The sequence below is a fragment of the Hymenobacter segetis genome, assembly GCF_038448715.1.
GTDB lineage: Bacteria > Bacteroidota > Bacteroidia > Cytophagales > Hymenobacteraceae > Hymenobacter > Hymenobacter segetis.
This window is the reverse complement of the sequence record NZ_JBCEVZ010000034.1, coordinates 27,578-53,934: the sequence shown is the minus strand read 5'-3', so window position 1 is coordinate 53,934 and position 26,357 is coordinate 27,578. Positions and strand designations below refer to the sequence as shown.

Genomic DNA, 26,357 nt, shown 5'->3' with positions numbered 1-26,357 from the left:
GTGGTGGTGAACCTGCCGGCCGTGCCTGAGGCTACTTCGGCGCTGTTTGAGAGCCGATTGTGGGAAGGGGTGGGGGCGGTGCTATTCGTCTTCACGGCCGGCTACCGGGCTTTCACAGATGGGTATAATATGCTGCTGTGGCTGGGCGTGTGCGGGCTGGTGGGGGCGGTGGGCCTGCTGGTGGTGTGGCGGCGGCACCGTAAAACGGCGCTGGCTGCGGCGTAGCGCGGACTTTGTCGTCCGCGTCCCCGCGCTGCCCCAATAATTGCCGTTCCGGGGCGCGGACGACAAAGTCCGCGCTATATGACAAAAAAGGCCCGGCCCGCACTGCCGGGCCTTTCGTTTTTGCGTAAAGCCAGCGACTCTAACGCAGAAAATTATGCCCAAGAAATCCGTAGCTGAAATCATTGTCGATACCCTCGTAGCCGCCGGCGTGAAGCGCGTGTTTGGCGTGGTAGGCGACTCCCTCAACGGCATCACCGACAACATCCGCACCCGCGACGACATCGAATTCATAGCCGTGCGGCACGAGGAGGGCGGGGCCTTCGCCGCCGGAGCCGAGGCCCACCTCACCGGCGACCTCGCCGTGTGCGCCGGCTCCTGCGGGCCGGGCAACACCCATCTCATCAACGGCCTGTATGACTGCCACCGCAGCCGCGTGCCGGTGCTGGCCATCGCGGCCCAGATTCCCAACGTGGAAATCGGCACCGGCTACTTCCAGGAAACCCACCCCGAGCGGCTGTTCCGCGAATGCAGCCACTACTGCGAGCTGATTTCGGTGCCCGAGCAGGCCGTGCGCACCATTGAGAGCGCCGTGGCCGCCGCCCTGGGCCAGCGCGGCGTGGCCGTGGTAGTGCTGCCCGGCGATGTAGCGTATCTCGAAATTGAAGCACCAGATGTCCTGCTGCCCACCCACGGCCGCCGTAGTGCCCTGCGCCCTTCGGACACTGATATTAAGCAAGCCGCCGAGCTGCTGAACGCGGGCGAAAAGGTGACGATTCTGGCCGGCATCGGCTGTGCCGGAGCTTTAGATGAGCTGGTGCACGCCGCTGCCGCGCTCCAAGCGCCCGTGGTGCACGCCCTGCGCGGCAAGGAGCATGTGGAGCCCGGTAACCCCTACGACGTGGGCCTCACTGGCCTGCTGGGCATGCCCGCCGCCTACCATGCCCTGATGGACGCCGACACCATCCTGATGCTGGGCACCGACTTTCCCTACCGCCAGTTTTACCCCGAGAAGGCCCGCGTGGTGCAGGTCGATATCCGCCCCGAAAACATCGGCCGGCGCACCCGCGTCGAAATTGGGCTGGCCGGCGACGTGGCCGAAACCCTGCGCCAGCTGCTGCCCCACCTCACGCCCCGCACCGACCGCGCCCACCTCGAAGAAGCCCAAAAACGCCACCGCGACGACGACGCCCACCTCGCCGAGCTGGCCACCGGCGACGCTGGCGATACCAGCCTGCACCCCCAGCACGTAGCCCGCCTGCTGGACGAAATAGCCGCCGAAAACGCCATTTTCACCTGCGACGTGGGCACGCCTACCATCTGGGCCGCCCGGTATCTGCACATGAATGGCCAGCGCCGGCTCATCGGCTCGTTCGTGCACGGCAGCATGGCCAACGCGGTTTCGCAGGCCTACGGCGCGGCGCTGGTGGAGCCCGGCCGGCAGGTCATCGCCATGTGCGGCGACGGCGGCCTGGCTATGCTGCTGAGCGAACTGCTGACCATCCGCCAGCACAAAATCCCCGTCAAAATCATCGTCTTCAATAACTCCGCCCTCAGCTTCGTGGAGCTGGAAATGAAGGCCGCCGGCATCCTCGAATACGGCACCGAGCTGGACAACCCCGATTTCGGGGCATTGGCCACTGCAGCCGGCCTCAAAGGCTTCCGCGTGAGCGACCCCGCCGACCTGGAAAGCGTGCTCCGCCAAGCCCTGGCCCACGACGGCCCCGCCCTGGTGGATGCCGTGGTGAAGCGCCAAGAGCTGAGCATGCCGCCCAGTATTGAGCTGAAGCAGGCGCAGGGGTTTGGGCTGTATGCGCTGAAGGCGCTGATGAATGGCAAGGGCAGCGAGCTGCTGGAAGTGGCGAAAACGAACCTGTTTCGGTAGGGTTTGCCTGACCGAAAAGAACGTCATGCAGAGCGCAGCGAAGCATCTTGCCCGCAGTCACTAACTTTTTTGATTGGATTACTGGTGGCGGGCAAGATGCTTCGCTACGCTCTGCATGACGTTCTATATCACTCCCGTGGCCGGCCATCGCAGCCCCTACGAAACCCAAAAGGCCCTTCCGCGTGTTAAATTCGGCCCCGCAACCCTAGCGGCGGCCGTTTCGCATCCAATGACCAACAAAGAAATCAAAGCCCTCATCTCGCTGCTCGACGACCCGGAAATCGCGCCGCAAATCCAGGATAAAATTCAGAACCTGGGCGAGAGCATCATTCCCTTTCTGGAGGAGTCGTGGGAGGAAACGCTTGACAGCCAGCAGCAGCACCGGCTGGAGGATTTGATTCACCACCTGCAGTTTGAGGGCCTGCAGCAGCGCCTCAAAGTGTGGCGCGAAGCCGGGGCCACCGACCTGCTCGAAGGCATGTGGCTGCTGAACACCTACCAGTATCCCGACGCCGACTACCAGGCCCTGAACCGTGCCATCGAGCAGCTCCGCTTCGAGGCCTGGACGGCATTGCGACCCGAAATGCACCCCGCCGACCAGGTCCAAACCCTGAATTACGTGATGTTCCGCACGCATAAGTTCGCGGCCAACACCCAGCATTTCCACTCGCCGGCCAACTCCATGCTCCAGCGCGTGATTGAAACCAAGCGCGGCAACCCGCTCACGCTGTGCGTGATTTATTTGCTGGTGGCGCAACGGCTCCAACTGCCGGTTTTCGGGGTGAATCTGCCCAATCTTTTTGTTCTGACTTTCCGGCCCGAGCTGCCGGGGGCCGAGCCGTTCTACATCAACTGCTACAACCGCGGCCTGGTGCTCTCGCGCACCGATATCGAGCACTACGTGGCCCAGCTCAACATCACGCCCAATCCCATTTTCTTCGAGCCTTGCTCGCACCTCGACATCGTGCGCCGCGCCATGCGGAATTTGCAAATGAGCTTCGAGCGCCTGCAGGAGCCGGTTAAGGCGGCCGAGGTGGCCGTGTTGCTGAGTATTCTGGAGTAGGGGCAGGAGCACCGTTAGAACGGTCATGCTGAGCGCCGCCGAAGCATCTCTACCGTGTAACTAATCAATTTTAGTATTGCGGTAGAGATGCTTCGGCTACGCTCAGCATGACCGTTCCGGCGTAAACAACGCCTGCGTTTTGTGTTGCAGAAACGGCGGTTTGTGTAGGTCCAGGCATGGCCTATCCCAAGACCTTTGTGGAGTGCTGCCTGTTCAGCAGCCGAAGTACCGTCGCTTCGGCCCTAACCCCCGTTTCCTGATGAAGCTCACCGATTTCCGCACCCTGGGCCGCTCCGGCTTGGTGGTAAGCCCGCTGGCGTTGGGCACCATGACGTTTGGCACCCCGCGCTGGGGCTCGGGCGATGACGTATCCGAGGCCGTTTTCAATGCCTACGTCGAGGCCGGCGGCAATTTTGTGGATACGGCCGACGTGTACTCGGGTGGTAAGAGCGAGGAAATGCTGGGTGGCTACATTGCCGGCCGCCGCCTGCGCGACCAAGTGGTACTGGCCACCAAATTCAGCTTCGGCGGGCAGGCCGGCAACCCTAACGTGGGCGGCAACGGCCGCAAAAACATTCACCGCGCGCTGGAAGGCTCGCTACGCCGCCTCAAAACCGACTACGCCGACCTCTACTGGCTGCACGCCTTTGACGGCGTAACGCCCGTGGAAGAGGTCCTGCAAACGCTAGGTGACCTCGTGCGGGCCGGCCGCATCCGCTACTTCGGCTTCAGCAACGTGCCGGCCTGGTACGCCGCCAAAGCCGCCACGTTGGCCGCCGCGCACGGCATCCCCGGCCCCATCGCCCTGCAAATGGAATACTCGCTGGTGGCCCGCCGCATCGAAGCCGAGCACGTGCCCGCCGCCCTAGAAATGGGCCTAGGCATCACGCCGTGGAGCCCGTTGGCGGCCGGTTTCCTGGCCGGCAAGTACGAGCGCGACGGTACCGGAGCCAGCGGCGAAGGCCGCCTCACCGGCCCCAATCCCTTCGGCAATATGAAATTCACCGACCACAACTGGCGCGTGCTAGATGCCCTGCGGCCGGTGGCGGCGGAGCTGGGCCGCCCGCTGGCGCAGGTGGCGCTGGCCTGGGCAATGGCGCAGCCCGGCATCAGTTCGCTGATTGTGGGGGCCAGCAAGGTGGCGCAGCTGCACGATAGTCTGGCTTCGCTCGAAATTCAGCTTAGCCCTGAGCAGCTGAAAACGTTGGACGATGCCAGCATTCTCGACCCGTTTCAGGACCGGATTTGGCCCGTGTTGAAGCAGGCCGTATTTGGCGGCGGCAGTGTGCGAGGCTGGCAGTAGCCGGGTTTTGTGTTGCAGAAATGGGGTTTTGTGTAGGCCCGCCGGGGTGTGTGGGCCGGACCTTTGAGATAACCAAACGCTATCAAAATCAACCGCAAAATGACAACTGAAATCAAACGAGTAGCCCTGGGCAGCCAGGGCTTGGAAGTGCCCGTGGAAGGCCTGGGCTGCATGGGCATGACGACTCTGGCCGGCATGAACGTGTATGGCGTGGCCGATGAAACGGAAAGCATTGCCACCATTCACCGGGCGCTGGAACTGGGCGTGAACCTGCTGGACACGGCCGACCTCTACGGCCCGCTGCTGAACGAGCGTCTGGTGGGCAAGGCCATTGCCGGCCAGCGTGATAAGTGCTTAATCGCGACCAAATTCGGCTTCGAAATCGATGATAACGAGGCGCTGACCTGGGGCTATAACGGCCGGCCCGACTACGTGCGCAAGGCCATCGAACGCTCGCTCCGGAGCCTCGGCACCGACTACGTGGACCTGTATTATCTGCACCGCCTCGACCCCAACACGCCCATCGAGGACACGGTGGGGGCCATGAGCCGGCTGGTGGAAGAAGGCAAAGTGCGCTACATCGGCCTGTCCGAGGTTTCGGCCGATATCCTGCGCCGGGCGCACCAGGTGCATCCCATCACGGCCCTGCAAACCGAATATTCGCTCTTCGACCGGGGCGTGGAAGACGACGGCGTGCTGCAAGCCACCCGCGAGATGGGCATCGGCTTCGTGGGCTATTCGCCGCTGGGCCGGGGCTTTTTGTCGGGCGAGATTACGAAGTTTGAAGACTTTGATGCTTCCGATATTCGGCGCAACCTGCCGCGCTACCAGGGCGAGAACTTCACCAAAAACCTGGCTCTGGTAGAGAAAGTAAAGGCCCTGGCCACGGCCAAAGGCGTTTCGGCCTCGCAGTTGGCGCTGGCCTGGGTGCTGGCCCAGGACGTGGTGGCCATTCCCGGCACCAAGCGCCGCAAGTACCTGGAAGAGAACGTAGCCGCCGCCAGCATTGCCCTTAGCGCGGCGGAATTGGCCGAGCTGGAAGCCATCATGCCCGTGGGCAGCGCCGCCGGTGCGGCCTATGTGCAGGCTTAAATATCATCATCAGAACGTCATGGTTCGGGTTGCGCTAGCTGCTTGAGCCATGACAATTTGAATCATCACAATTGATGCAGTTGAGGCCTCTGCTGCCACAATAGCCGCTAAGTTTGCCCGGTGGCAATTGCCCCCGCCAACCTTATCAAACTATGCCCGACTTCGTAGGCTGCCGCACCCTGGAAATTGCTGATGCTGCCCTGGGCCTGACTTTTCCGCTGCTCGTGCTGTACCCCACCGGCACGCCCGGCCAGCCCGAGCCCATCGGCCCCTACAGCCTCGAAGTGGCCTTTGATGCGCCCATCGAACCCGGCCCATTTCCGCTGGTGCTGATTTCGCACGGCACCGGCGGCACGCCGCTCACGCACCGGCTGCTGGCGCATTTTCTGGCCCGCCACGGCTTCGTAGTGGGCCTGCCCCGGCACCACGCCAACCACCGCGACGACAACTCCTGGCACAACACGCCCGATAACCTCGTGGCCCGCCCGCGCCATCTCAGCCTGGCCATTGATGCGCTGGTCGCGGAATTCGGAGCGGCGCTGCGGCCCGATTGGGTGGCCCTGATTGGACACTCGCTGGGCGGCTACACGGCGCTGGCGCTGGCCGGCGGGCAGCCGGGTACCGTGACTGAACCATCGCAGCTCATCCCCGCCACGTCCGATGCGCGGGTGCGCGCGCTGGTGCTGCTGGCCCCAGCCACCGTCTGGTACCGGGCGGCCGAGGCCTTGCGTGAGGTGCGGGTGCCCATCCTGCTGATGATGGGCGAAAAGGACGAATGGACGCCCGATTTCCACGCGCAAATCGTGCTCAACGGCGTGGCCGACCGGCAGCAGGTGCAGCACCGCATCATCAAAAATGCCGGCCATTATTCCTTCTTCAGCCCATTTCCACCGGAGCGCACGGGCCCAGCGTTTCCGCCCTCGCAAGACCCGCCTGGGTTTGATAGGGCACAATTTCAGACGGAAATGCAGGTTGAGATTCTGCAGTTTCTGGAGCAGCAATTGCCGCTTGAAGTTGCGGAGTAGCTCATTTATTAAACATCATAATGAAACAGCAGGCCCCCGATATCCGCGTGCTGGAAACCGTGACGGACTACACCCGCCTGTGCGGGCTACCCGCGCCGGCCCACCCGCTGCTCACCGTCATCGACCTGGAGCAGACTCGCGGCAACGCGCCGCCCGAAAAGATGATGCCAGTGCTCCAGCAGCTCTACACCGTCTGGGTCAAGAAAAATCTCAAAGGCAAAGTCCACTACGGGCACCAGTCCTACGACTTTGGCGAAGGTGTGATGGGTTTCCAGGCTCCCGGGCAGGTCTTTGCCATCGATAGAACGCTGGATATTTCCCAAATCAGCGGCTGGATGGTGGTGTTTCACCCCGACCTGCTGCGCAAGTACCCGCTGGGCCAGAAAATTGCCGGCTACGGCTTTTTCTCCTACGCCGTGCACGAGGCGCTGCACCTCTCGGCTCAGGAAGAAACGGCCCTGGATACGCTGCTGGATAACATTCGGGCTGAATACGGCCGGCCCATCGATGCCTTCAGCCAGGACGTGCTGGTGTCGCAGCTCGACGTGCTGCTCAACTATGCCAACCGCTTCTACCACCGCCAGTTTCTCACCCGCCGCAGTCCCGAACACGACCTGCTCAGCCGCTTCGAGGCCCAATTAACTCACTACTTCGCCGTCGATACCGAACTGCCGCTGCCCACCGTGCAGCATTTCGCCGATGCACTAAACGTGTCGCCCGCCTACCTCAGCGACATGCTGCGCACCCTCACCGGCCAGACCACCCAGCAGCACCTCCACCAAGCCATAATCGAAAAAGCCAAGCGCCTGCTACTCACCACCTCGCTCACTATCAACGAAACCGCGTTTCAGCTTGGGTTTGAGTACCCGCAGTATTTCACGCGGCTTTTCAAAAGTAAAACCGGACTCACGCCGGCGGCTTTTCGGTTTTCGGCGCAGTGAGGGGGGGACGAACGATGTAGGGGCGGGGCTTGACCCCGCCCGCCGTTGAACGGAATTGTTGAGGCAATGCGGCCGGCCGGGCGGGGGTAAGCCCCGCCCCTACATTTTATACCAGAAAGCCCCGATACTGCGTATTATCGGGGCTTTCTGGTATAAAGACGTTTCTGGTTTTGACAGGGCGCTATTACCTCTTAATCAAGCAGCCGGCGGCACGCTTATCGGCCACGCCGGCAGGGCGACCAGCCAGCACGTTATCAAGCACCTGTTTCAAATAGGGCTGCTGCACACTGCCCGCCACCTGCGGGTTATCGTCAATCGCGCCTCGGTAGCGAATAGCGAAGCCGTTGCCAACCGGCTCCAGCACCACAGCCTCGGCGGTTTTGGTCACGCCGAGCAGGCCGGCCACCTGCTGGCTGGCATCGGTTAGGGTGGGCAGCTCGACTTCGCCGGGGGCGGCGGTGCCGGGCGCATCGAGGTTGATGGGCACATTGATGAACAAAAACTGCACGCCCCGGCTTCGGTAAGCGCTGCTGAGCGAGGCCAACCGCTCCTGATAGAGGCGGGAAAAGGCACAGGCCGGGTTCAGAAATACCACCACCACGGCTTTGTCCTTGGCGTAGCTTTTCAGGGCTACGTCGGCGTTGGCGGCAGTTTTCAGGGTGAAATCGGTGACGGTGCCGCCGGCCTGGGCGCGGGCCACGCCCACGGCGAGGGTCACGGCCAACAGGGCCACGGCGGTCAGAATAGAAATGCGACGGAAAGACATGGCGGTAAGGTAAGGCAAAACGGCGCGGCACAAGGGCTCGCGGCTACCCGGCGGGTTCGTGGCAATACGTAAGCACGTAGCCGGGCGCAGGTTGGGTATAGCAAATGCGGTGCCGCGTCTCAGCACCGTTCAGCATTAACGTAGCGGGGATTTCGCCGGATGCCTGCGGGCTAAATTCGTGAAGCAGCAGCTGTTGGCGGAAAATAATGCCGCGCTGGGCAGCTAGCTTGTACAAAGATTCTTTGGCGCTCCAGAGCAGGGTATAATGCGCGTCGGCGGCCGCATCGGCGGTGGCGGCGCGGGCGTGCGCCCACTCGTTTTCGGCCAGAAATTTTTTGCCCAGCCGCTGGGCTTTGTCGCGGATGAGTTCGATATCGACCCCAGCGCGGCCACCTTGTGCCAGCACCGCCGCCGCCCACTCACCGGAGTGCGACAATGACACCACCGTGTCGGCGGGCGCGCCGAGTAGCCAGGGGCGGCCGGTGGCATCGTTTTGCACCAGCGTTTCGGGCGGCAGGGGCGTGGGCAATTCTCCGAACAGCGCATGGGCCAGCCGGCGGCCCGCCAGCCATTGCGTCTGACGCTTCGCATCGGCCGTGGCGGGCAGTAGCGGCTGATAGGCCGCCGCGTGGGGCAGGTCCGTCCACAGGTCTTCGGGCGTTTCGGTGAGGTGCCAGAGGCCCAGCACGGCGGTAGGGGAGAGGCGCTGGATGGAGTGCAGGGGCATAGGAGTGGGGCGAGAGGCGGGGAGTGGGAAGCGTCTGTCATCCTGAGCGCAGCGAAGGAGCTTATCACGGCTGCTCCTGTTATAATTCAATCGGAGCAGCCGTGATAAGCTCCTTCGCTACGCTCAGGATGACAGATGGAGTCATTTTCAAGCAGCTCCACTTCTAAACAAAGCTACCTTTGCAGCACACTTATGTCCGAAATCTTCCGCCCGCTCGTTACCCGAATAGCCACCCTTGCCGGCCACCGCGATGCCGTGTACGCCCTCACGGGTGGCCCCGCCAGCCGCGTTTTCTCCGGCAGCGCCGATGGCATGGTGGTGGGCTGGGATGCCGCCGAACCGGAGCACGACGGCGAGCTGCTGGCCCGCGTCGAAAATTCGGTGTACGCTCTGCGCCACCTGCCGGAGCTGGATTTGCTGGTGCTGGGGCACAATTTCCAGGGAATTCAGGCTATCGATTTAAGCCAAAAGCAGCTGGCCCACGCCACGGCCCTGCCGCCGGTGGCCATCTTCGAAATCGTGTTTTCGCCCAGCCGCCAGCGGCTCTACGCGGGCCTGGCCGATGGCACGCTGGCCGTGCTGCGCCTGCCCGATTTCCGCCTCGAAAAGCTGCTGCGCATCACCGACAAAAGCCTGCGCACTTTGGTGCTGCACGAGGAGCGCGGCGAACTGGTTATCGGCAGTTCCGACCACCTGACCCGCGTGCTCGACCTGGATTCATTGGAAACCAAATTTACCCTCGGCGAGAGCACCAATTCGGTTTTCTCCGTGGCCTTTTCACCCGATGGCGCGCACCTGCTCACGGCCGGCCGCGATGCCCAGATTCGGCGCTGGGACGTGGCCAATGGCTACGCGCTGACTGACACCGTGCCGGCCCACATGTACACCATCAATCACTTGGCCTTTAGCCCCGATGGCCGCTACCTGGCCTCGTGCAGCCTCGATAAAAGCATCAAGCTCTGGGACGCGGCCACGCTCACGCTGCTGCGCGTGCTCGACCGCGCCCGCGCCGCCGGCCACGGCACGTCGGTGAACCGGCTGGTTTGGCCGGGCAACCAAAACCGGCTAGTTTCGTGTAGCGACGACCGCAGCCTGGCCGTTTGGGAATTGGGCGCGTAGCTGTGGACGGTTCTTTGTCAGTTTTCAGGGATAAAGATGCCTGATTCCTGCCTCTGATTTGGACTGCCTGCCACGAATAACTGACAACTGAAAAAATGAAACTCACCGCTCTCGATATCCGCCAGAAAACGTTTGAAAAATCCTTTCGAGGGGTTGATAAAGACGAGGTGCAGGCCTTCCTGACCACTATTTCGCAGCAGTGGGAGCGGCTGGGCGACGAAAACCGCGAGCTGCGCCTCAAACTTGAACATGCCCAGCACGACGTGCAGAAGATGCGCGAAGTGGAAAGCAGCCTCTACCGCACCCTCAAAACGGCCGAGGACACCGGTAACAACATCACCGAGCAGGCCCAGCGCGATGCCGACCTGCGCATCCGCGAAGCTCAGTTCCAGGCCGAAAGCATCCTGAGCGAAGCCCGCCAGCGCGCCCGCGAAGTGGTGGATGGCGCCTACCAGCAAGCCGAAAAAACCGTAGCCGACATGCAGCGTGAAGTGGGCGGCCTGGGTCAGGAGTGCCAGCGCCTGGAACAGCAGCTCGACGGCCTCGTGCGCGACCTGCATCACCTGGCATCCGATGCGCTGGATAAAGTGGAAAAAGCCCGCAACCGGCCCAAGGGCGGCACGGCGGCCATCCTTTCGCGGGCGGCCCGCGTACAGGTAGAGCGGCCCAAGGAAGCCGCCGCCGAACCCACGCCCGAAACCCCTTCCGCCATGCAAGTCACTTCTTCTTCCGCTGTTTCATCGGCTGCGGCTGTTACCGCCGCCACGCCTGCTGCCTTCGCGCCCACCTCGTTGGGCCGTGCCGAAGAAACCCTGGAGCGCACCGCCCAAACCACCGGCTACAACCCCAAGCCCGGCCAGCAGCCTGACCCCGGCGCGCCCGCCCAATCGCCGCACCCCGACATTGAGCGCCCTGCCGCTCCGGCCGAAAACCCCGGCATCTCGCCCGCCCCGCACATCGACCCGCCTGCGCCCTCGCAGGTACCCGAGCCCAACCCGCCCTATATCCAGCCGCCCTCGCCCGACATTCAGCCCGTGACGCCCAACCACCCCGAAATCGCGCAGCCCGAACCGGCCATTCATCCCGGCCAGCCGGGCATGGCGGCCGCTGCCACAACAGCCCCTGCAGAAGCTTCGGTAGCGGAAAAGTCGTTTTTCGATGAAATCTAGACCACGGATTAGTCGGATTGCTCGGATTTTGTAAATGTCATTTGAAGAAAGCCTGTCCTCGGATAGGCTTTCTTTTTTTATGCGCCGACCTTTGCGGCGGCACTGGCATAAGCGGCCTGGGCTCTCGTTTCTCTCTAATTCATCACCTCACACCTCACCACATGGGCCAAATCGCACTCGAAGGGCTGGAGTTTTTCGCCTTCCACGGCTACTATGATGAAGAGCAGAAAATCGGCAACAAATACGGCGTCGACCTCTACATCAAAACCGATTTGCTGGCCGCTGGCGAGTCGGATAAGCTGCAGCAGACGGTGAACTACGAAGTGCTATACCGCCTCGTGGCCGAGGAAATGCGTGCCCCCGCCCGCCTGCTGGAGCATGTGGCCCACCGCGTGCTCGACCGCATCACGGCCGAGCTGCCCGGCGTGCGCAAGGTGAAAATCAGCGTCAGCAAGTTCAACCCGCCACTGGGCGGTATCTGCCAGCGTGCCCGCGTCACGCTGGTGAAGCGACGGGAGAAGCAATAGGAATGTTCGAACGATGTAGAGACGCAACCCTTTGCGTATCCCATTGAACGATACCGGTCAAAATCAGACTTTGGATAAAAATTAATTCACTGTCATACAGTGGATTAGTCCCATCTAGTGCAGTTGTACGAAATTTTTCGTAGACATTTCTTGCAACTACGAAGGTGTTCGTATAATCTTTGTCTCATCCTACGAAATAATTCGTAGTAACCTCGTATCTTTCGACATGAGCAAAGCACCGCCCCCCAAACCTACGGATTCCGAGCTGGAAATCCTGCACGTGCTCTGGCAGCACGGCCCCGCTACCGTGCGGGCCATCAACGACCACCTGAGCCAGCGCCGTCAGGCGGAGGTGGGCTACACCACCACGCTCAAAATTCTGCAGCTGATGCTGGAAAAGGCGCTGGTGCGGCGCGACGATGCCGACCGCAGCCACGTGTACCGCGCTGCGGTGCGAGAGCAGGAAACCCAGGGCCTGCTCCTCGACAAGTTCGTGGACGCCACTTTCGGCGGCTCGGCCCTGAAGCTGGTGATGCAGGCCCTGGGCAGCCGCCAGACCTCGGCCGACGAATTGGCGCAAATCCGCCGCCTACTGAATGACATTGAAATCCAGAATTCCACCCCTAATTCCGACGACGATGACCACGCTTGAGCAATTCGTTTCGCCCGCCCTCACGCGGGCTCTGGGCTGGACCTTGCTGCATTCGCTGTGGCAGGGTGCGTTGGTAGCGGCCGTGCTGGCCGGGGCGCTGCTGCTGCTGCGCCGCCAGCGGGCCGAAGTGCGCTACGCGGCCTCGGCCGGGGCGCTGGGTGTGGTGGTGGCGCTGGCCGGCATCACGTTCGGGCTGTATTTTAATTCGAGCCCGGCGCAGGGCATTTTGCTGAGCCCCGGCACGGTGAAAACCCAACAAGTAGCGCCATTGAAGCAGGTTGAAACTCCAGCGGCGGGCGCTTCAGTAGCTCCAAAAGGAACGGACAAAACGGTGACAGTTGCTGCAAATACCACGTATTCGCGTCAGGCAGCGGCTACTGCCGGAAGTCCGGTTGTTCAGCCGGCCACGCCCAGTTGGTTGGCTACGGGCCTGCGGTATTTCGATAAGAACCTGCCGCTGCTGGTAGTGGCGTGGCTGCTGGGCCTGCTGGCCATGAGCCTGCGCATGCTGGGCGGCCTGCTGTATGTGCAGCGGCTGCGGAACTACCGGGTGCGCCCCCTGAGTGCCGTGTGGCAGGAGCGGCTGGCCGCGCTGGCCGTCCGCAGCGGCGTGAAGCGGCCAGTGGCGCTGCTGGAGTCGGCGCTGGTGCAGGTGCCGCTGGTAGTGGGCCACTTGCGGCCCGTGATTCTGCTGCCGCTGGGCACGGTGGCGGGCTTGTCGCCGGCTTGCTTGGAGGCCATTCTGGCACATGAGCTGGCCCATGTATTGCGCCGCGACTACCTCGTGAACTTGCTGCAAACCGTGGCCGAAGTGCTGTTTTTCTACCACCCAGCCGTGTGGTTTATGGCCAACTGCGTGCGCACCGAGCGCGAAAACTGCTGCGACGACACCGCCACGGCCCTCGTGGGTGGCGACCCGCTCAGGCTGGCCCGCGCCCTCACTGCCCTGGCCGAGTGGAGCCAGAGCGCCGTGGTACCCACCGCCCCACGCCTCGCCCTGGCCGCTATGAACCGGCCCGGGGCCCTGCTGATGCGGGTGCGCCGCCTGGTGCAGCGCCGCCCCGCCGCTCCCACCATGGCCGAAGGCCTGATGGCCGGCGCGCTGGTGCTGGGCGGGCTGGGCCTGCTGGGCGGCAGCGTGGCCCTGGCCGGCCCGCTGGCCGATAACAGCCACACCGCCAAACCCACCGCCTTCTACTGGCAAACCGGCCCCATACCGCCCGCCAAAGCCGCCGGCGTGGCCGATACCAACAAGCACGCCACCACCACGACCACAACCAACACGACAACCGCAACTTCGCCCGGCCAGCCCACCGAGGTGCGCCGCGAAATCACGGTTATCAAGGATGAAGCTGACCGAGCCGACGAGGCCTCGCAGAACGACGACGGCCGCCCCCCGCGCCAGCAGCGCCGCGTCATCATTAATGGTCAGGAAATGGGGCCGATGCCCTTCGCCGGCAATCCCGGCACGGTGGTGGTGACCAAGGACAAAAAGGGCCGCCTTACGGACCTCGTGGTGAACGGCCAGCGCGTGGAGTCGGCCATTGGCAAGCCCAAAAAGAGCAAGGGCGATAAAGGACAGCAGGTTGAAATCATCCAGATGGCTCCCTCTGCTGATATGCGGGCCTTTGCGTTCCGCACCGATGGCGGCGACATGGAGCGGCACATGGAGCGCAACATGAAGCGAAAAGTAGAGGCGGAGAAGGAATTCAACCGCAACTTCAACCGGAATTTCCAGTTCAATTTCCCGGACATGAGCGGGCCGATGGATAGGGCGTTTCGCGTGGTTCCCGATGGGTCGATAAACCGGGTGTACCGATTCAAAACCCTTAAAGACGGTCAGGACCCCGAAACCAGCCGCGCCGCCATCGACGCTCTGCGCGGAGCCGAGCGCGGCCTGCGCACCGCCGCTGCCACCAAGGGCCTGAGCGCCACCCAGCGCAAGGAAATCAACAAAGAGTTGGAGAAAGTGCGCGTTCAAATAAAGCAGGCCGAGAGCAACGCCTCCTCGGGCCGGCAGCTGCGCATGAACGGCGACCAGGACCCCGAAATGCGCGTGCATCAAAAGCTGATGCTGGAGCACAACCAGCTCATGCAGGAGAACCGGCAGGAAATGCAGGAGCGCCGGCAGGAAATCAAGGAGCGCATCCGGGAGTCGCAGGAGGAGCTGAGTGACATGGAGCAGAACCGCAACCAAACCGACCGGGACCGGGCAATGGCCGAACGGGACCGTGACCGCGCCGATTATGACCGCACCCAGGCCGAACATGACCGCCGCCAGGCCGACCGGGACCGTGCCCAGGCCGACCGCGACCGGGCCCGCGCCGACCGTGACCGCGACCGCGCCGAACGTGACCGCAAGCTCAACGAAGGCCTCATCGACCAGTTGCAGAAAGATGGCCTCATCAAGGACAAGGATAATTTCCAGCTGCGCCTTTCGCCCACCAGCATGGCGGTGAACGGCAAGGACCAGTCGGCCAAAGTGCGCGACAAGTACCTGAAGCTATACGCCGAAGCCAACGGCCGCTCGCTAAGTGGCAACGACGTGATGGTCATCCGCCGCAACGGCCGCAATGACTCCAGCTTCAACATGGGCCCCGGGCCGCGCCCGCCCCGGCCGCCGCGTGCCCCCCTGGCCCCGTTGGCCGCGCCGCCGGCCCCGCCGATGATGGATATGCCGGCCCCGCCCGCGCCCCCGGCCCCGCCCCGCGTCGACACGGAGGAGCTGCGGAATGAGCTGCGCAAGGACGGAATCCTCGGCGTCACCGAGAAAAACCTGCAGTTCCAGCTCAACAACTCGGGGCTGACGGTGAACGGCAAAAAGCAGTCGGACGAGCTGGCGGCCAAGTACCGCAAGCTCACTGGCCACGCTGAGGATAAGAAATTTAACATGACGATTTCGACCCAGGAATAGGGGCGAAGCGAGCACAAAAAAGCCGGTTTTCTAGCGGGAAACCGGCTTTTTTGTGCCCGATTATTTTCAACTCACCTGAAAAATTGCCTCGCTGCAAGCAACTCTTCCACCTCATCCAGCATCTCTTGGCCCCTCCGAAAGCTATTCTGTTTCGGACGAATATTATGCGTTGTTTTTTACTGCTTTGTTGGTTTAGTCTTTTTATCGGGGTGGCCCGGGCCCAGCAAGCGCCGGCGGCTGCACCCGCTGCTACCGATGCTGCCCGGCCCGCGCCAAAGCGCCAGCTCCAGGCCACGCGCATCAGTACCCCGCCCAAGCTCGATGGCCTGCTGGATGAGGCCGTGTGGCAGTCGGCCCCCATCGCCACCAATTTCTACGAGCTGGAGCCCACACCCGGCCCCATCGAAACCCACCCCACCGAAGTACGCGTGCTCTACGACGATGCCGCGATTTACGTGGGCGCCATTATGCACGATGTGTCGCAGGATTCCATTCTGCGGGAGCTGAGCAACCGGGATAATATCGGTAATTCGGACTGGTTTGGGGTATTTTTCGATACCTACAAAGACCATCTCAACGGCTACGAATTCATCGTGAGCTCGGGCGGGGTGCAGCTCGATGCCCGGCAGTCGCCCACCAACGGCGAGGACGGCTCCTGGAACGCCGTGTGGGACTCGCGCACCGCCCTGCGCGGCAACGACTGGATAGCCGAAATCCGCATTCCCTACTCTGCCATCCGTTTCAGCAAGGCCACGGAGCAGGTGTGGGGGCTGAATTTTGGCCGGCAGCGGCGCAGCTCCCGCCAGAAGTTTTTCTGGAATGAGGTGAAGCCGCAGGTGGACGGCTTCGTGAACCAGTGGGGCGAGCTCACCGGCCTGCGCGACCTCAAGCCGCCGCTGCGCCTCTCCCTCACGCCCTACGTCTCGGCCTACGTGAACCACTACCCCTACAACGAACAGGGCAAGCAAAACACCACCACCACCTTCAACGGCGGGGCCGACGTGAAGTGGGGCATCAACGAAAGCTTCACGCTGGATGCCACGCTGGTGCCCGATTTCGGCCAGGTGCAAAGCGACAACCAGGTGCTCAACCTCTCGCCTTTCGAGGTACAGTACAACGAAAACCGGGGCTTTTTCACCGAAGGCACCGAGCTGTTCAACAAGGGCGGCCTGTTCTATTCGCGGCGGGTGGGGGCGCAGCCGCTGGGCTTCGGCAACGTGGGCGGGCAGCTGCGCACCGGCACCACCGGCCGGGATGGCAAGCGCCAAGGCGGCGAGTTCATCGTGCAGAACCCCGGCATCACGCGCCTGCTGAACGCCACCAAAGTCTCGGGCCGCACCAGCAAGGGCCTCGGCGTGGGCATCTTCAACGCCGTGAGCAACGACGTGTACGCCACCGTGCAGGACAGCACCACCGGCCAGCGGCGCGACATCCTCACCCAGCCGCTTAGCAACTACAACATCGTAGTGCTCGACCAGAGCCTCAAAAACAACTCCTATGTGAGCCTCATCAACACCAACGTGACCCGGGCCGGCAGCACCTACGACGCCAACGTGACCGGCGGCCTCTTCCGCTTCGCCACCAAGGCCAATACCTACGCCCTCGACGGCCGCGTGATGTACTCCCGCCGCCGCGGCAATGCCTTCGGCACCACCGACGAAATCGACGACCAGAACGGCTACAAATACTACCTGGCCTTCAACAAAATCTCGGGCAATTTCACCTGGGGCCTCGACCACGGCATCGAGTCGCACAGCTACAACCCCAACGACCTCGGCCTGCTCTTCGCCAACAACAACATCTCGCAGTCGCTCTACGCCAACTACAACATCTACAAGCCCTTTTGGAAGGTCAATAAGCTCAGTACCTACGCCAGTGCCTCGTATTCGCGCTTAGAGCAGCCCAACCTCTACCAGGACATGGGCCTGTACCTGGGCGGCAACACCACCTTCACCAAAAACTTCCTCACCACCGGCATCAACCTCGATGCCAATCCGCTCACCCGCGACTACTTCGACCCGCGTCGCGCGCCGCTCGGCAAATACTACGTGCGCAAGCCCGCTACCTTCGGCCTGAACGGCTTTTTCTCCTCCGACTACCGCAAGAAATTCGCCTGGGATATCAACTACAGCACCCGGCATTTTGCCGCCGACGGCGACCGCACCGGCCGCAGCAGCTACTCCCTCACGCTCGGGCCGCGCTACCGCGTCAGCAACCAGCTCAGCTTCGTCTATTCCATCGGCTACGCCATTGCCCGCAACCAGATTGGCTACGCCGGCGGCCTCGACAGCAGCCTGCCCTACGACAACGACTTCCTCACCCGCTTCGGCGGCTCCGATGGCGACGTGCTCCTCGGCCGCCGCCACGTCACCACCTTCACCAACACCGCCACGGGCACCTACACCTTCACCAACCGCATGTCGTTCAACATCCGCCTGCGGCACTACGTGAGCAACGTGCACTACCGCGACTTCTCCCGCCTGCACCCCGACGGCCTCGAAACCCCCGAACCCGCCTACACCCGCAACCGCGACAATACCTTCAACGCCTTCAACATCGACGCCGTTTATTCCTGGTGGTTCGCGCCCGGCTCCCAGGTCAGCATCGTCTGGAAAAACGCCGGTGCCTCCTTCTTCGAGGCCAATGCCGCCACCCCGCTCTACTTCGATAACCTGAGCAACACCATCAACACCCCGCACAATAACTCGGTGTCGATAAAAGTGCTGTATTACTTGGATTACCTGGCCCTGCGCCCCCGGCGGGGATAAGAGGCTACCGTTGCAGCTTCGCCAGCAGCCATGCCCGCGTATCCGACCCGACGGTTTGGGCCACCACGTCTAGAAATGCGGCTGTTGTGCTGACCTGTCGGGCCGCTGTGGCCGCCAGCACGGCCACGAATGGCCCAGTGCCGAGGCGGGCGTGCAGAGCCGCCAGCAGCACCGTGCCCTTGTCGTAGATGACGCGGCGGTACATCGGGTAGTCGTATTTGGTGCGGTCGAACCCCAGCAGGGGCGGGGTGCCAACGGCGGTTTTGGCGCGCTTGGCCAGCTCCAGGCGGTAGCCGGCGGTGTCGCCGCTGGCCTGCAGATAGAGAAGGCTCGAATACGTAGCAAAGGCCTCGTTCAGCCAGTCGTTTTCGTCGTGCACCGAGCCGTAGCCCCACCACTTGTGGCTGATTTCATGGGCTAGAATCAGTAAATCGCCCCGGTCGGCCGTGTTAAATTCTGAATAGGTAATAACCGTGGCATTGGCCAGCAACCCAAAGGCATCGCGGTTGGTACCCGGCAGCAACACCCGGAACGCCCTGATTGAATCCTGCTGCCCAATGGTGCGGTTGTAGAAGCCGATAATGCCCGCCGCCTGGTGCAGCAGCACCGAATCGGGCCGTCCTAGTGCCGGGCCCGCCTTGACCACGCCCACCAACGGCCGCGCCGCCGCCTGCGCCCGCGCAAAGTGCTGCCCCACCAGCGCCGTAATCTCAATGGCGCTGGTGCGCCCCCGAAATGCCCAGTGCCCCGGGCGCTGTCGGCGTGGGGCCGTGGTGCTCAGCACCTGATAGCCGGGCGGGGTGCGCACATCCAGCGTGTAGCGCACCGGCTCATATTCGCGTAAGGGCCGAAACGGCAGCCAGCCGCTGTGCCCGCTAAACTCCAGCACCTGCGCCGTGAAAAACTTCTCGGTAAGCACCCCGGAATACGTGAGCGTGATGCGCCGGGCCTGGTGGCTACGGGCCGCGTAGCGCACCTGCACGCATTGCAGCGTATCGCCGAAGAAGGGGTAATACACCCGCGCCACGCGCTGCTGTTGGGCCCGCGGGGCCTGCACGCGTGCAATGCGAAAGCGGCGGTCCAGATTGAGGGCCAAGGTGGTGGCGGTGTCGCCGGCCGGTACGGTCAGGGTGTAGCGGCAGGTGAAGGCGTGCGCGTCGGGCATCACCCGCACTTGTAGCCGAACCACGGGTTCTAGCTGGCGGGCTCGTATGCTGCTGAATGAAATTAGAAAAAGCAGCAGCAGGAAACACTTCATTGAGCGGTAGAAAAGCAGTAGGAAAGGCTCGAAAGCTACGGAGAATCAAAGTTAGCCTCCTGTCAGATAGGCTAAAAAGAGCCCCGACTGATGCTGATAAATTGGCTTAGTAAAACGACATCATGTGGCGATTCAACAACTGCCGTTCAGAAGTGGACACTTGCCCGGCTGTGAACAGGTTTTTACACCCTTAATCAGTGATTGTTGTAGATATAATGCTGGTTGATAATCATTTAAAAATATGGCACGGCGATGGAATCTACCCAATTACCCCCGGCCCACAACCGCTCAAAACCGGACACTCGCCAGGGACAAACCACTTCCATCACCCACCTTTTTTCGCTTGTTGATTATGAACCTCTCCGCCCACCTCCGCCCCGCCATTTTCGTCCTGGCCACCGTGACCAGCTTCGCCGCCCAGGCCCAGCAGCCCCAGCCCGTGCAGGTCACCCAGCCCGATGCCGCCAGCCTGCGCGTCCGCATCTACAATTCCTCCACGCGGCCCATCGCTATGCAGGTCGAAAACCTCAGCACCGCCACCCTCATCCTCAACGAAACCCACCGCCTGCCCGCCTACGGCACCCTGCTCAAGTTCAACACCCTGCCCAGCGGCCGCTACGCCCTCACCCTCCGCGTCGGCCCCGACCGCTACCGCTACACCATCCAGGTCGACAACAAAGCCCCCGGCGCGGCCACCATCGCCGTGCGCGAAACCACCACGCACCGCGTCGAAAACGGCCTGGCTGCCCTCTAAGCCGGCCGGCAACAGCTACAGCCCCAGCAACTCCTCGGCCGCCGCGAAGGGCGTGAGCCCGCCGGCGGCCACCGCCGCCTGCACCGCTGGCAGCCGCGCCCGCACCTTCGGGTCATTATAAAACCGCGATTCCAGCGCCTGCACAATGCTTTGGTGCAGCCATTGCAACTGCTGCTGCTGTCGCCGCTGCCCGAAATAGCCACTGGCCCGGGTAGCGGCGGCATAGTTTTCGATGACCTCCCACACCGCCCCGATGCCCGTGCCATCCACCGCCGAGGTGAGCAGCACCGGCACCACCTGTCCCGAGGGCGGCGTCGGAAACAGGTGCAGCGCACTCTGGTAATCGAGGCGGGCGCGGCGGGCGGCCTGCTCGTTGCCGTGGTCGGCCTTGGTGATGCACAGCGCATCGGCCATTTCCATAATGCCGCGCTTCACGCCCTGCAATTCGTCGCCGGCCCCGGCCAGCATCAGCAGCAGGAAGAAATCGACCAGCCCATGCACCGTCGTTTCCGACTGCCCCACGCCCACCGTCTCCACGATAATCACGTCGTGGCCCGCCGCTTCGCATAGTAGCAAGGCCTCGCGCGTGGCCCGCGCCACCCCGCCCAGGCTGCTGCCGGCGGGGGAGGGACGGATGAACGCCGCCGGCTGGGCCGAGAGCCAGGGCATCCGCGTCTTGTCGCCCAGAATGCTGCCGCCGCCGCGCTGGCTGCTGGGGTCCACGGCCAGCACGGCCAGTTTCAGGCCTTTGGTTTCGACCAGATACCGCCCCAATGCCTCGATAAACGTGCTTTTGCCCACGCCCGGCACGCCCGTGATGCCCACCCGCAGGCTGCGTCCGGTATCCGGCAGCACGGCCTGCAACACCTCCTGCGCCAGGGCGTGGTCGCTGGGCAGCGTGCTTTCGACGAGGGTGATGGCCCGGCCCAGCACCGTGCGGGAGCCGGCCCGGATGCCAGCGGCGTACTCGGCGGCAGAAAGGCGTTTGGGAGGCAATGTTTGGGCGGTTGGCGTTAGCTTGCGGATGGTTTTTGGCGGGGGCATATCCCGCTGCAAACTAACCACCCCTTAGCGCATTTCTGCATGAAAGTCCCTTACCGCCTCTTATCGCTGGCCGCCGGGCTGGCCCTGCCCGCCACCGCCTTCGCCCAAAACGAGCTCAGCAACTTCTCGGCCACGGGCCGGGGCGGCGTCATCAACACCTTCGCCACCGACTACCAGGCCATCGGCATCAACCCCGCCAACCTAGGCCGCAACACCAACTTCCGCGTGGCCTTCACCATCGGCGAAGTGGGGGCGGGCATCGGCTCGCAGTCGCTGAGCAAAACCACCTTCAAGCACATCCTCTACGACGGCAAGCAGAGCATCGGGGCCGCCGAAAAAGCCACGCTGGTCACCCAGCTCAGCGGCGACAACGTGCTGAACTTTAACGTCGACACCAACCTCTTCGGCTTTGCCGTGACGCTGCCCAACGGCCTGGGCGGCTTGGCCTTCAGCAGCCGGCAGCGCGTGGGCGGCCACCTCGCCCTCAACCGCAACGCCGCCGATATCATCATCAACGGCCAGAACGCCGATGTGGTGAAAAAGTATTACCCCACGCCCAACACCAGCGGCACGCCCACGCCCACGGCCGCCAACGCGCCCCTCATCTCCACCGTGCTGGATGGCACCAGCATCCAGGCGGCCGTGACCAACGAGTTTAATGTGGCCTACGGCATTCAGGTGTACCATAATGACGGTCTGAAACTGTCATTAGGCGCGGGCTACCGCTACATTCAGGGCATCGGCATCGCCGATATCCGGGTGAGCGGCGGGAGTTTGACGGCCTACACGTCGCTTTCGCCAGTGTTCGATGTGAACTACGGCGCGCTGGCCACCAATGCTTCTAACTTCAACTACGAGTCGGGCTCGGGCCTGAAACCCGTGGGCCACGGCAACGGCTTCGACGCCGGCGTATCGGCTGAAATCGGCAAAATCTTCCGCTTCGGCGCTTCGGTGACTGATATGGGCTCGATGACCTGGACCGGCAACGTGCTCGAAGCCTCCGACCAGAAGCTCCAGCAAACCGCCTCTACCGGCGTGCAGACCTACAACGTGCTCAAGGAAATCAGCTCGCAGTTCGATACCGACAAGCAAAACCTGTTCACCTACACCACGGCCAAAGAGCGCACGGCCGCCCTGCCCGCCAAGCTGCGCCTGGGTGGCGGCATCCGCATCAACAAGTTCTTCGAAGCCGGCCTCGACGTAACTGCGCCCCTCAACAAAGTGGCCGGCAACCTCACCACCACCTTCATGGGCCTCGGCGTCGATTACAAGCCCCTAAACTGGCTGAAACTGAGCAGCGGCTTCACCACCGGCGCGGGCTATGGCAAGAGCCTGCCACTGGGTCTCACCTTCGTGTCGCCCCTCTGGGAAGCCGGCATCAGCACCCGCGACGTGGTGGGCCTGCTCAGCGAAGACTCGCCGTATAGCTCGGTGGCCTTCGGCTTACTGCGCTTCAAGATTGGCGGTTCGGAGTAGGCCGCCTGTCATTGCGAGGAGGCACGACGACGCAATCCGTCCTGTCAAAACCAGACTCTTTCTTATACCAGAAAGCCCCGGCACTGCACAGTGCCGGGGCTTTTCACATTATTAGGGCTTATCATATTGTACAGGACGGATTGCTTCGTCGTGCCTCCTCGCAATGACAAAATCTCTAATTCGGCACCACTACAAACGCCGGCAAACCCAGCTTGCTGCGGCGGCCGCCGAGTTTCAGGCCTTCGTCCACGTACTTGCAGTCCTTGCCGGCCACGTTGGGCTGCTCGATAACGCCGAGGTTGGGGTTGTCCTCGCGGGCCACGTAGATGCGGCCATCCGGCCCGAGCTGGAGCGCGCCGATTTTGCGGTTGGCCGACTTGCCCACCAGCACCGGCGGGCTGGCTTTCTTCGCCAAATCAAACTGCCAAATCTGGGTTTCGCCGCCGCCCAGGCCGTTGCAGGTGCCATATAAGAACTTGCCATCGGGCGAAAACTCAACCCCATACGCCTCGGCATAAGGCCCAAAACCGCGCGGGTTGCTGACCTTGCCCGTATTGCGGTCGAAATCGTAAATCTCGAATTTGTTGGTTTCCTTCCACAGTGCGGCGGCCAGATGCTTGCCATCGGGCGAAAACTTGAGCGCGCCGATGGCGTTGCGGCCGGGGCCGGCGTTCATGCTGCCCACGTTGCTCATCAGCGGCTTGGCCGATACGCCATCGGCCGTGACGAGGTAGCTCACGAAGGCGTTGGAATTCCAGCGGTGGGCCACTACCCAGGTATCGCGGCCGTTGGCGTGGCGCACGGCGGCCAGCTTTTCGGCTACCGGCTGGATTAGCAGCAGATTCACCCGGGGCAGGTCGCCGAAGCCGTCGGCACGGGTCATGTCCACTATCGAGTAGCGCAGGCCGTTGGGCGTGCCCTGCGGCGCTACCGTGAAGATGTAGAAGATGTTGCCCGAGCCGGGGTCGGGCACGATGAGGGCCGACTGGGTGCTGCTGCCGCTGCCCATCAGCTTGTGGCCGTTGGGCATGGGCTGGTGCTTGCGGTTCCACACGGTTTCGCCATTGGTGTAGAAGAGCAGTTCGCCCTTGGCGGTGGTGGCCACGGCGCAGCCCTCGTAGGTGCTCATCTTGCCGTCGTTCAGCGGTTTGGGCGTGTTGCCATCGGCAAAGGTGAGGCCGGCCTGCTGGCCGAAATACCAGATGTCGGTGGGGCGCTGGGCGCGGGCCGTGAGGGTGAGCAGCAGCGGCAGCAGGGCGAGAAAAAGGCGTTTTGAGCGCATTTGTTTGATAAGTAGTTCGCGGGGTTAACGAAAAAATCGGGCCAATTGGTCTACCTAACTGCCCGGGCCGATGAGCGGTGCCCGATTATGCGCGTACCGGCCCCAGCGGGCGCGGCCCCAGCACCAGCAGGTACAGCAGTAGGCCCAGCGTGGCCAGCGGCAGCGTGAAGTAGAGTAGATGCAACGCCATAGGCTGCCCCAGCCGGTCCAATAGGCCATTAATGGGCAGAAAAAACGGCACCGTCAGCGCTAGCAGTCCCGCCTGCACCCGCCCCGGAAAGGCCCGTCCATAGGCCAGCAGCGGCAGCAGCAGCAGGGCATCATATACTACATGGTAGGTGAAAAGCAGGCCCAGCAAATGCAGCAGCAGCAGCGCGTAGAGCCCATCCAGCGAGTGGCCAGCCCGCCGCAGGCCCCAGAGCCGGACCAGCACCAGTCCCGCCAGCCCCAGCCCCGCCAGTCCGGCCCAACGGTGCCCGCCGGGCCGCAGAAACTCCAGCAGGTTGCGCAGTTCAAATTGCAGAATCATGCCCCGGCCCAGCGGGTAGCCGGGCTGCGTGGGGCGCACCACGTCGGCCTGCACGAAATCGAGCAGGTGGCGGTAGCTGGCCAGGCTAGATGCCGGGTCAGCCGCCCAAAACCAAAACAACGCCAGCATTACCGCGCCCACGGCCCCGCCCAACACGATGCTGCGCCAGCGCTTCTCCAACAGAAATAACCCAATGAAAGGCAGCGCCACGGTGATTTTGAATGCGGCCAGCCCTAGCAGCACCCCGGCCAGCGTGCGGCGTCCCGCACCAGCGGCCCACCAAGCCCCGGTGGCCAGCGCCAAGGCCATAAAAGTATTCTGCCCGTTGATGAGGGCCACCACGGTAGCTTTCAGGGCCAGAGCCGTGAGGAGCAGGTCGGCGGTGGTGAGCGGCGGGGCGTTGAGGCGCGCCAGGGCGCGCTGAGTGGCGTAGCAGGCCGCTAGCAGGGCCAGGAGCACCACGCCGTACCACAGCGGCCAAGCCAGGCTGTAGGGCAGGGCACCAAGCAGTATGCCCAGCCAGGCCGCTGCCCAGGGCGGGTAGATAAACGCTTGGTCGGGCAGACCGGGCGTGCTGTGCGAAACCAGGTTTTCGTCGGCCACAATGCGCCGCCAGCTTTCCCGAATGTCGCGGTCCTGGTAAGGGTCGAGGCCGTGGCGCAGGGCCCACTGGCCCACGTAGGCCGGGCGGAAATCCACCGGCCGGTCGGGGCCGAAGTGCACGCTGCTGAGCTTGGTGAGGTTGGCCGCGGCCACTAGGGCGAGCACCAGCACCAGCCCCGGCGGCAGGGTAAACCAGCGCCGCGCCGCCCGCCCGGCCCTGTGAGTAACGGAAGGATTCATGCAAAAAGCGCCGCTGAATGGTGCGGCCGGTCAAACTTACGCCCGGCCGGCCGCTACTTACCGGCTACCGCCAGCTGCATCGGCTCTGCCGGCTCGTGGTGCTTTTCAAAATAAGCGTAGCCCGGCAGCAGCCCGCGCCAGAAGGCCAGGTGCGGGCTCGCGGCGTGTTTCGCCAGCTCAACCTCTGTGAGTGGAAACGGGAAAATGTGCACCGGAATCACTGCCTGCCCGGCCGCCCGGGCCGTCACGGCCAGCAAGTACACTTCCTCAATGCCGGCATCGGTGATGGGCAGGCAGCCGATGCTGGCCTCGCCGCCGTGGATGAAAATGTCGCCGCCGGGGTTGGGCTCGCCCAAAGCCAAATCGGCGGCGTTGGGGTAGTTGAGGCCCAGCGAGAGGTGGTAATTGCTCTTGGGATTAAAGCGGTCGATTTCGTAGAAGCCCTCCGGCACCTGGTAGTCGCCGGCCCGGCGCTTGGGGCCGAGCGCGCCCGAGGTAGCCGCCAGCGGGTAGGCGTGGAGCAGCTCAAAGGGCCCGCCGCCCTGGTTGCGGGCCCACACTTCCAACTCCATGCGGGTTTTCACGAGGCGGAACATGATTTCCAGCCGGCGCGGGTCGAGGTAGTGCGTGCGCAGCAGGTGGGCCACGGCCGGGCCGGTAGCCGCTTCGGCCGCCCGCACGCGCGGGAACTGCCGTTGCTGCCGCCAGAAATCTGCCGAATTCGCGCCCGGCAAGCCCTCCGCAGGCGGGGTACAGGACTGGGCCAGCAGCTGAAAAACGGGCAATACCAACAGCACGCAGCACGAAAGTCGACGCAGCATAGAAACAAACCGGAATGAAGAGGGATGCGGCTACAACGGCATTCAGGAGTTTCTATTTTAGCCTAACCATAAAAGTTCGACTGCAGCATCGGTAACGCCCGCGTAATGGGTACGGCGCGGCCCGTCCGCTACCTTCGTGGTGGCTGGTGCGGTGGTTTCTCCGCCCGGCTGCCCGCT

22 protein-coding genes are annotated in these 26,357 nt (G+C 63.1%); 15 read left to right on the top strand and 7 right to left on the bottom strand.

Features of this window, described 5'->3' with window-relative positions:
• The 7 genes from AAFH49_RS14080 to AAFH49_RS14050 form a co-directional block, all read left to right on the top strand.
• Nucleotides 1-225 (top strand): LPXTG cell wall anchor domain-containing protein (locus AAFH49_RS14080; protein ID WP_342299097.1); only part of this gene is annotated, 225 nt, incomplete at its 5' end.
• Between the two features lie 154 nt (nucleotides 226-379).
• Complete coding sequence (gene poxB / locus AAFH49_RS14075; protein WP_342299096.1) at nucleotides 380-2,107, top strand: ubiquinone-dependent pyruvate dehydrogenase; 1,728 nt, start codon at nucleotides 380-382, stop codon at nucleotides 2,105-2,107.
• A 229-nt stretch (nucleotides 2,108-2,336) separates the two neighbouring features.
• Entirely contained in the window at nucleotides 2,337-3,170 is an 834-nt protein-coding gene (locus tag AAFH49_RS14070) for a transglutaminase-like domain-containing protein (RefSeq protein WP_342299095.1), read from the top strand.
• Nucleotides 3,171-3,429: 259 nt separating this feature from the next.
• Nucleotides 3,430-4,473: an aldo/keto reductase gene (locus tag AAFH49_RS14065; protein WP_342299093.1), complete on the top strand. Its 1,044-nt coding sequence runs from the start codon at nucleotides 3,430-3,432 to the stop codon at nucleotides 4,471-4,473.
• A gap of 99 nt (nucleotides 4,474-4,572) precedes the next feature.
• On the top strand, nucleotides 4,573-5,565 hold the full coding sequence (locus tag AAFH49_RS14060; protein ID WP_342299091.1) for an aldo/keto reductase: 993 nt from the start codon (nucleotides 4,573-4,575) through the stop codon (nucleotides 5,563-5,565).
• A 152-nt stretch (nucleotides 5,566-5,717) separates the two neighbouring features.
• Nucleotides 5,718-6,590 (top strand): alpha/beta hydrolase family protein, encoded by an 873-nt coding sequence (locus AAFH49_RS14055; protein WP_342299088.1) that lies wholly within the window; start codon nucleotides 5,718-5,720, stop codon nucleotides 6,588-6,590.
• A 20-nt stretch (nucleotides 6,591-6,610) separates the two neighbouring features.
• Nucleotides 6,611-7,531: a helix-turn-helix domain-containing protein gene (locus tag AAFH49_RS14050; RefSeq protein WP_342299086.1), complete on the top strand. Its 921-nt coding sequence runs from the start codon at nucleotides 6,611-6,613 to the stop codon at nucleotides 7,529-7,531.
• Between the two features lie 184 nt (nucleotides 7,532-7,715).
• On the opposite strand, the gene AAFH49_RS14045 is transcribed toward AAFH49_RS14050, so the two are convergent.
• Complete coding sequence (locus AAFH49_RS14045; protein WP_342299085.1) at nucleotides 7,716-8,297, bottom strand: redoxin domain-containing protein; 582 nt, start codon at nucleotides 8,295-8,297, stop codon at nucleotides 7,716-7,718.
• Between the two features lie 43 nt (nucleotides 8,298-8,340).
• Nucleotides 8,341-9,024 carry a 4'-phosphopantetheinyl transferase superfamily protein gene (locus AAFH49_RS14040; protein WP_342299082.1) on the bottom strand — a complete coding sequence of 228 codons (684 nt, stop codon included), beginning with the start codon at nucleotides 9,022-9,024 and terminating at the stop codon, nucleotides 8,341-8,343.
• A gap of 192 nt (nucleotides 9,025-9,216) precedes the next feature.
• On the opposite strand from AAFH49_RS14040, the gene AAFH49_RS14035 reads away from it, so the two are divergent.
• From AAFH49_RS14035 to AAFH49_RS14010, 6 genes are all read left to right on the top strand, one after another.
• Nucleotides 9,217-10,143 carry a WD40 repeat domain-containing protein gene (locus AAFH49_RS14035; protein WP_342299080.1) on the top strand — a complete coding sequence of 309 codons (927 nt, stop codon included), beginning with the start codon at nucleotides 9,217-9,219 and terminating at the stop codon, nucleotides 10,141-10,143.
• A gap of 95 nt (nucleotides 10,144-10,238) precedes the next feature.
• Nucleotides 10,239-11,312 carry a DivIVA domain-containing protein gene (locus AAFH49_RS14030; RefSeq protein WP_342299079.1) on the top strand — a complete coding sequence of 358 codons (1,074 nt, stop codon included), beginning with the start codon at nucleotides 10,239-10,241 and terminating at the stop codon, nucleotides 11,310-11,312.
• Nucleotides 11,313-11,473: 161 nt separating this feature from the next.
• Nucleotides 11,474-11,839, top strand: a complete 366-nt coding sequence (folB, locus tag AAFH49_RS14025) for a dihydroneopterin aldolase (protein WP_342299077.1) — start codon at nucleotides 11,474-11,476, stop codon at nucleotides 11,837-11,839.
• A 226-nt stretch (nucleotides 11,840-12,065) separates the two neighbouring features.
• Nucleotides 12,066-12,491: a BlaI/MecI/CopY family transcriptional regulator gene (locus tag AAFH49_RS14020; protein ID WP_241937221.1), complete on the top strand. Its 426-nt coding sequence runs from the start codon at nucleotides 12,066-12,068 to the stop codon at nucleotides 12,489-12,491.
• Nucleotides 12,478-15,405: a M56 family metallopeptidase gene (locus AAFH49_RS14015; protein ID WP_342299075.1), complete on the top strand. Its 2,928-nt coding sequence runs from the start codon at nucleotides 12,478-12,480 to the stop codon at nucleotides 15,403-15,405. Before AAFH49_RS14020 ends, AAFH49_RS14015 begins: the two co-directional genes overlap by 14 nt.
• A 164-nt stretch (nucleotides 15,406-15,569) precedes the next feature.
• Nucleotides 15,570-18,173 carry a DUF5916 domain-containing protein gene (locus AAFH49_RS14010; protein ID WP_342299073.1) on the top strand — a complete coding sequence of 868 codons (2,604 nt, stop codon included), beginning with the start codon at nucleotides 15,570-15,572 and terminating at the stop codon, nucleotides 18,171-18,173.
• A 4-nt stretch (nucleotides 18,174-18,177) separates the two neighbouring features.
• Here AAFH49_RS14010 and AAFH49_RS14005 read toward each other — a convergent pair whose 3' ends face one another.
• Nucleotides 18,178-19,362 (bottom strand): gluzincin family metallopeptidase, encoded by a 1,185-nt coding sequence (locus tag AAFH49_RS14005; protein ID WP_342299071.1) that lies wholly within the window; start codon nucleotides 19,360-19,362, stop codon nucleotides 18,178-18,180.
• A 421-nt stretch (nucleotides 19,363-19,783) separates the two neighbouring features.
• Between AAFH49_RS14005 and AAFH49_RS14000 the strand changes: the two genes are divergently transcribed.
• On the top strand, nucleotides 19,784-20,185 hold the full coding sequence (locus AAFH49_RS14000; RefSeq protein ID WP_342299069.1) for a hypothetical protein: 402 nt from the start codon (nucleotides 19,784-19,786) through the stop codon (nucleotides 20,183-20,185).
• 15 nt (nucleotides 20,186-20,200) lie between these two features.
• On the opposite strand, the gene meaB is transcribed toward AAFH49_RS14000, so the two are convergent.
• Nucleotides 20,201-21,181: a methylmalonyl Co-A mutase-associated GTPase MeaB gene (gene meaB / locus AAFH49_RS13995; protein WP_342299067.1), complete on the bottom strand. Its 981-nt coding sequence runs from the start codon at nucleotides 21,179-21,181 to the stop codon at nucleotides 20,201-20,203.
• 87 nt (nucleotides 21,182-21,268) lie between these two features.
• On the opposite strand from meaB, the gene AAFH49_RS13990 reads away from it, so the two are divergent.
• A complete protein-coding gene (locus tag AAFH49_RS13990) occupies nucleotides 21,269-22,705 on the top strand; it encodes a DUF5723 family protein (RefSeq protein ID WP_342299065.1) in 1,437 nt (478 codons plus the stop codon).
• Nucleotides 22,706-22,880: 175 nt separating this feature from the next.
• On the opposite strand, the gene AAFH49_RS13985 is transcribed toward AAFH49_RS13990, so the two are convergent.
• From AAFH49_RS13985 to AAFH49_RS13975, 3 genes are all read right to left on the bottom strand, one after another.
• Nucleotides 22,881-23,987, bottom strand: a complete 1,107-nt coding sequence (locus tag AAFH49_RS13985; protein ID WP_342299062.1) for a WD40 repeat domain-containing protein — start codon at nucleotides 23,985-23,987, stop codon at nucleotides 22,881-22,883.
• A gap of 85 nt (nucleotides 23,988-24,072) precedes the next feature.
• A complete protein-coding gene (locus tag AAFH49_RS13980; RefSeq protein ID WP_342299060.1) occupies nucleotides 24,073-25,359 on the bottom strand; it encodes a glycosyltransferase family 87 protein in 1,287 nt (428 codons plus the stop codon).
• A gap of 53 nt (nucleotides 25,360-25,412) precedes the next feature.
• A complete protein-coding gene (locus AAFH49_RS13975; protein WP_342299058.1) occupies nucleotides 25,413-26,180 on the bottom strand; it encodes a L,D-transpeptidase family protein in 768 nt (255 codons plus the stop codon).
• Between the last annotated feature and the right edge of the window lie 177 nt (nucleotides 26,181-26,357).

Coding starts and splice junctions, on each gene's coding strand:
- poxB (WP_342299096.1), top strand. CDS start 380: ATGCCCAAGAAATCCGTAGCTGAAATCATTGTCGATACCCTCGTAGCC.
- AAFH49_RS14070 (WP_342299095.1), top strand. CDS start 2,337: ATGACCAACAAAGAAATCAAAGCCCTCATCTCGCTGCTCGACGACCCG.
- AAFH49_RS14065 (WP_342299093.1), top strand. CDS start 3,430: ATGAAGCTCACCGATTTCCGCACCCTGGGCCGCTCCGGCTTGGTGGTA.
- AAFH49_RS14060 (WP_342299091.1), top strand. CDS start 4,573: ATGACAACTGAAATCAAACGAGTAGCCCTGGGCAGCCAGGGCTTGGAA.
- AAFH49_RS14055 (WP_342299088.1), top strand. CDS start 5,718: ATGCCCGACTTCGTAGGCTGCCGCACCCTGGAAATTGCTGATGCTGCC.
- AAFH49_RS14050 (WP_342299086.1), top strand. CDS start 6,611: ATGAAACAGCAGGCCCCCGATATCCGCGTGCTGGAAACCGTGACGGAC.
- AAFH49_RS14045 (WP_342299085.1), bottom strand. CDS start 8,297: ATGTCTTTCCGTCGCATTTCTATTCTGACCGCCGTGGCCCTGTTGGCC.
- AAFH49_RS14040 (WP_342299082.1), bottom strand. CDS start 9,024: ATGCCCCTGCACTCCATCCAGCGCCTCTCCCCTACCGCCGTGCTGGGC.
- AAFH49_RS14035 (WP_342299080.1), top strand. CDS start 9,217: ATGTCCGAAATCTTCCGCCCGCTCGTTACCCGAATAGCCACCCTTGCC.
- AAFH49_RS14030 (WP_342299079.1), top strand. CDS start 10,239: ATGAAACTCACCGCTCTCGATATCCGCCAGAAAACGTTTGAAAAATCC.
- folB (WP_342299077.1), top strand. CDS start 11,474: ATGGGCCAAATCGCACTCGAAGGGCTGGAGTTTTTCGCCTTCCACGGC.
- AAFH49_RS14020 (WP_241937221.1), top strand. CDS start 12,066: ATGAGCAAAGCACCGCCCCCCAAACCTACGGATTCCGAGCTGGAAATC.
- AAFH49_RS14015 (WP_342299075.1), top strand. CDS start 12,478: ATGACCACGCTTGAGCAATTCGTTTCGCCCGCCCTCACGCGGGCTCTG.
- AAFH49_RS14010 (WP_342299073.1), top strand. CDS start 15,570: ATGCGTTGTTTTTTACTGCTTTGTTGGTTTAGTCTTTTTATCGGGGTG.
- AAFH49_RS14000 (WP_342299069.1), top strand. CDS start 19,784: ATGAACCTCTCCGCCCACCTCCGCCCCGCCATTTTCGTCCTGGCCACC.
- AAFH49_RS13990 (WP_342299065.1), top strand. CDS start 21,269: ATGAAAGTCCCTTACCGCCTCTTATCGCTGGCCGCCGGGCTGGCCCTG.
- AAFH49_RS13985 (WP_342299062.1), bottom strand. CDS start 23,987: ATGCGCTCAAAACGCCTTTTTCTCGCCCTGCTGCCGCTGCTGCTCACC.
- AAFH49_RS13980 (WP_342299060.1), bottom strand. CDS start 25,359: ATGAATCCTTCCGTTACTCACAGGGCCGGGCGGGCGGCGCGGCGCTGG.
- AAFH49_RS13975 (WP_342299058.1), bottom strand. CDS start 26,180: ATGCTGCGTCGACTTTCGTGCTGCGTGCTGTTGGTATTGCCCGTTTTT.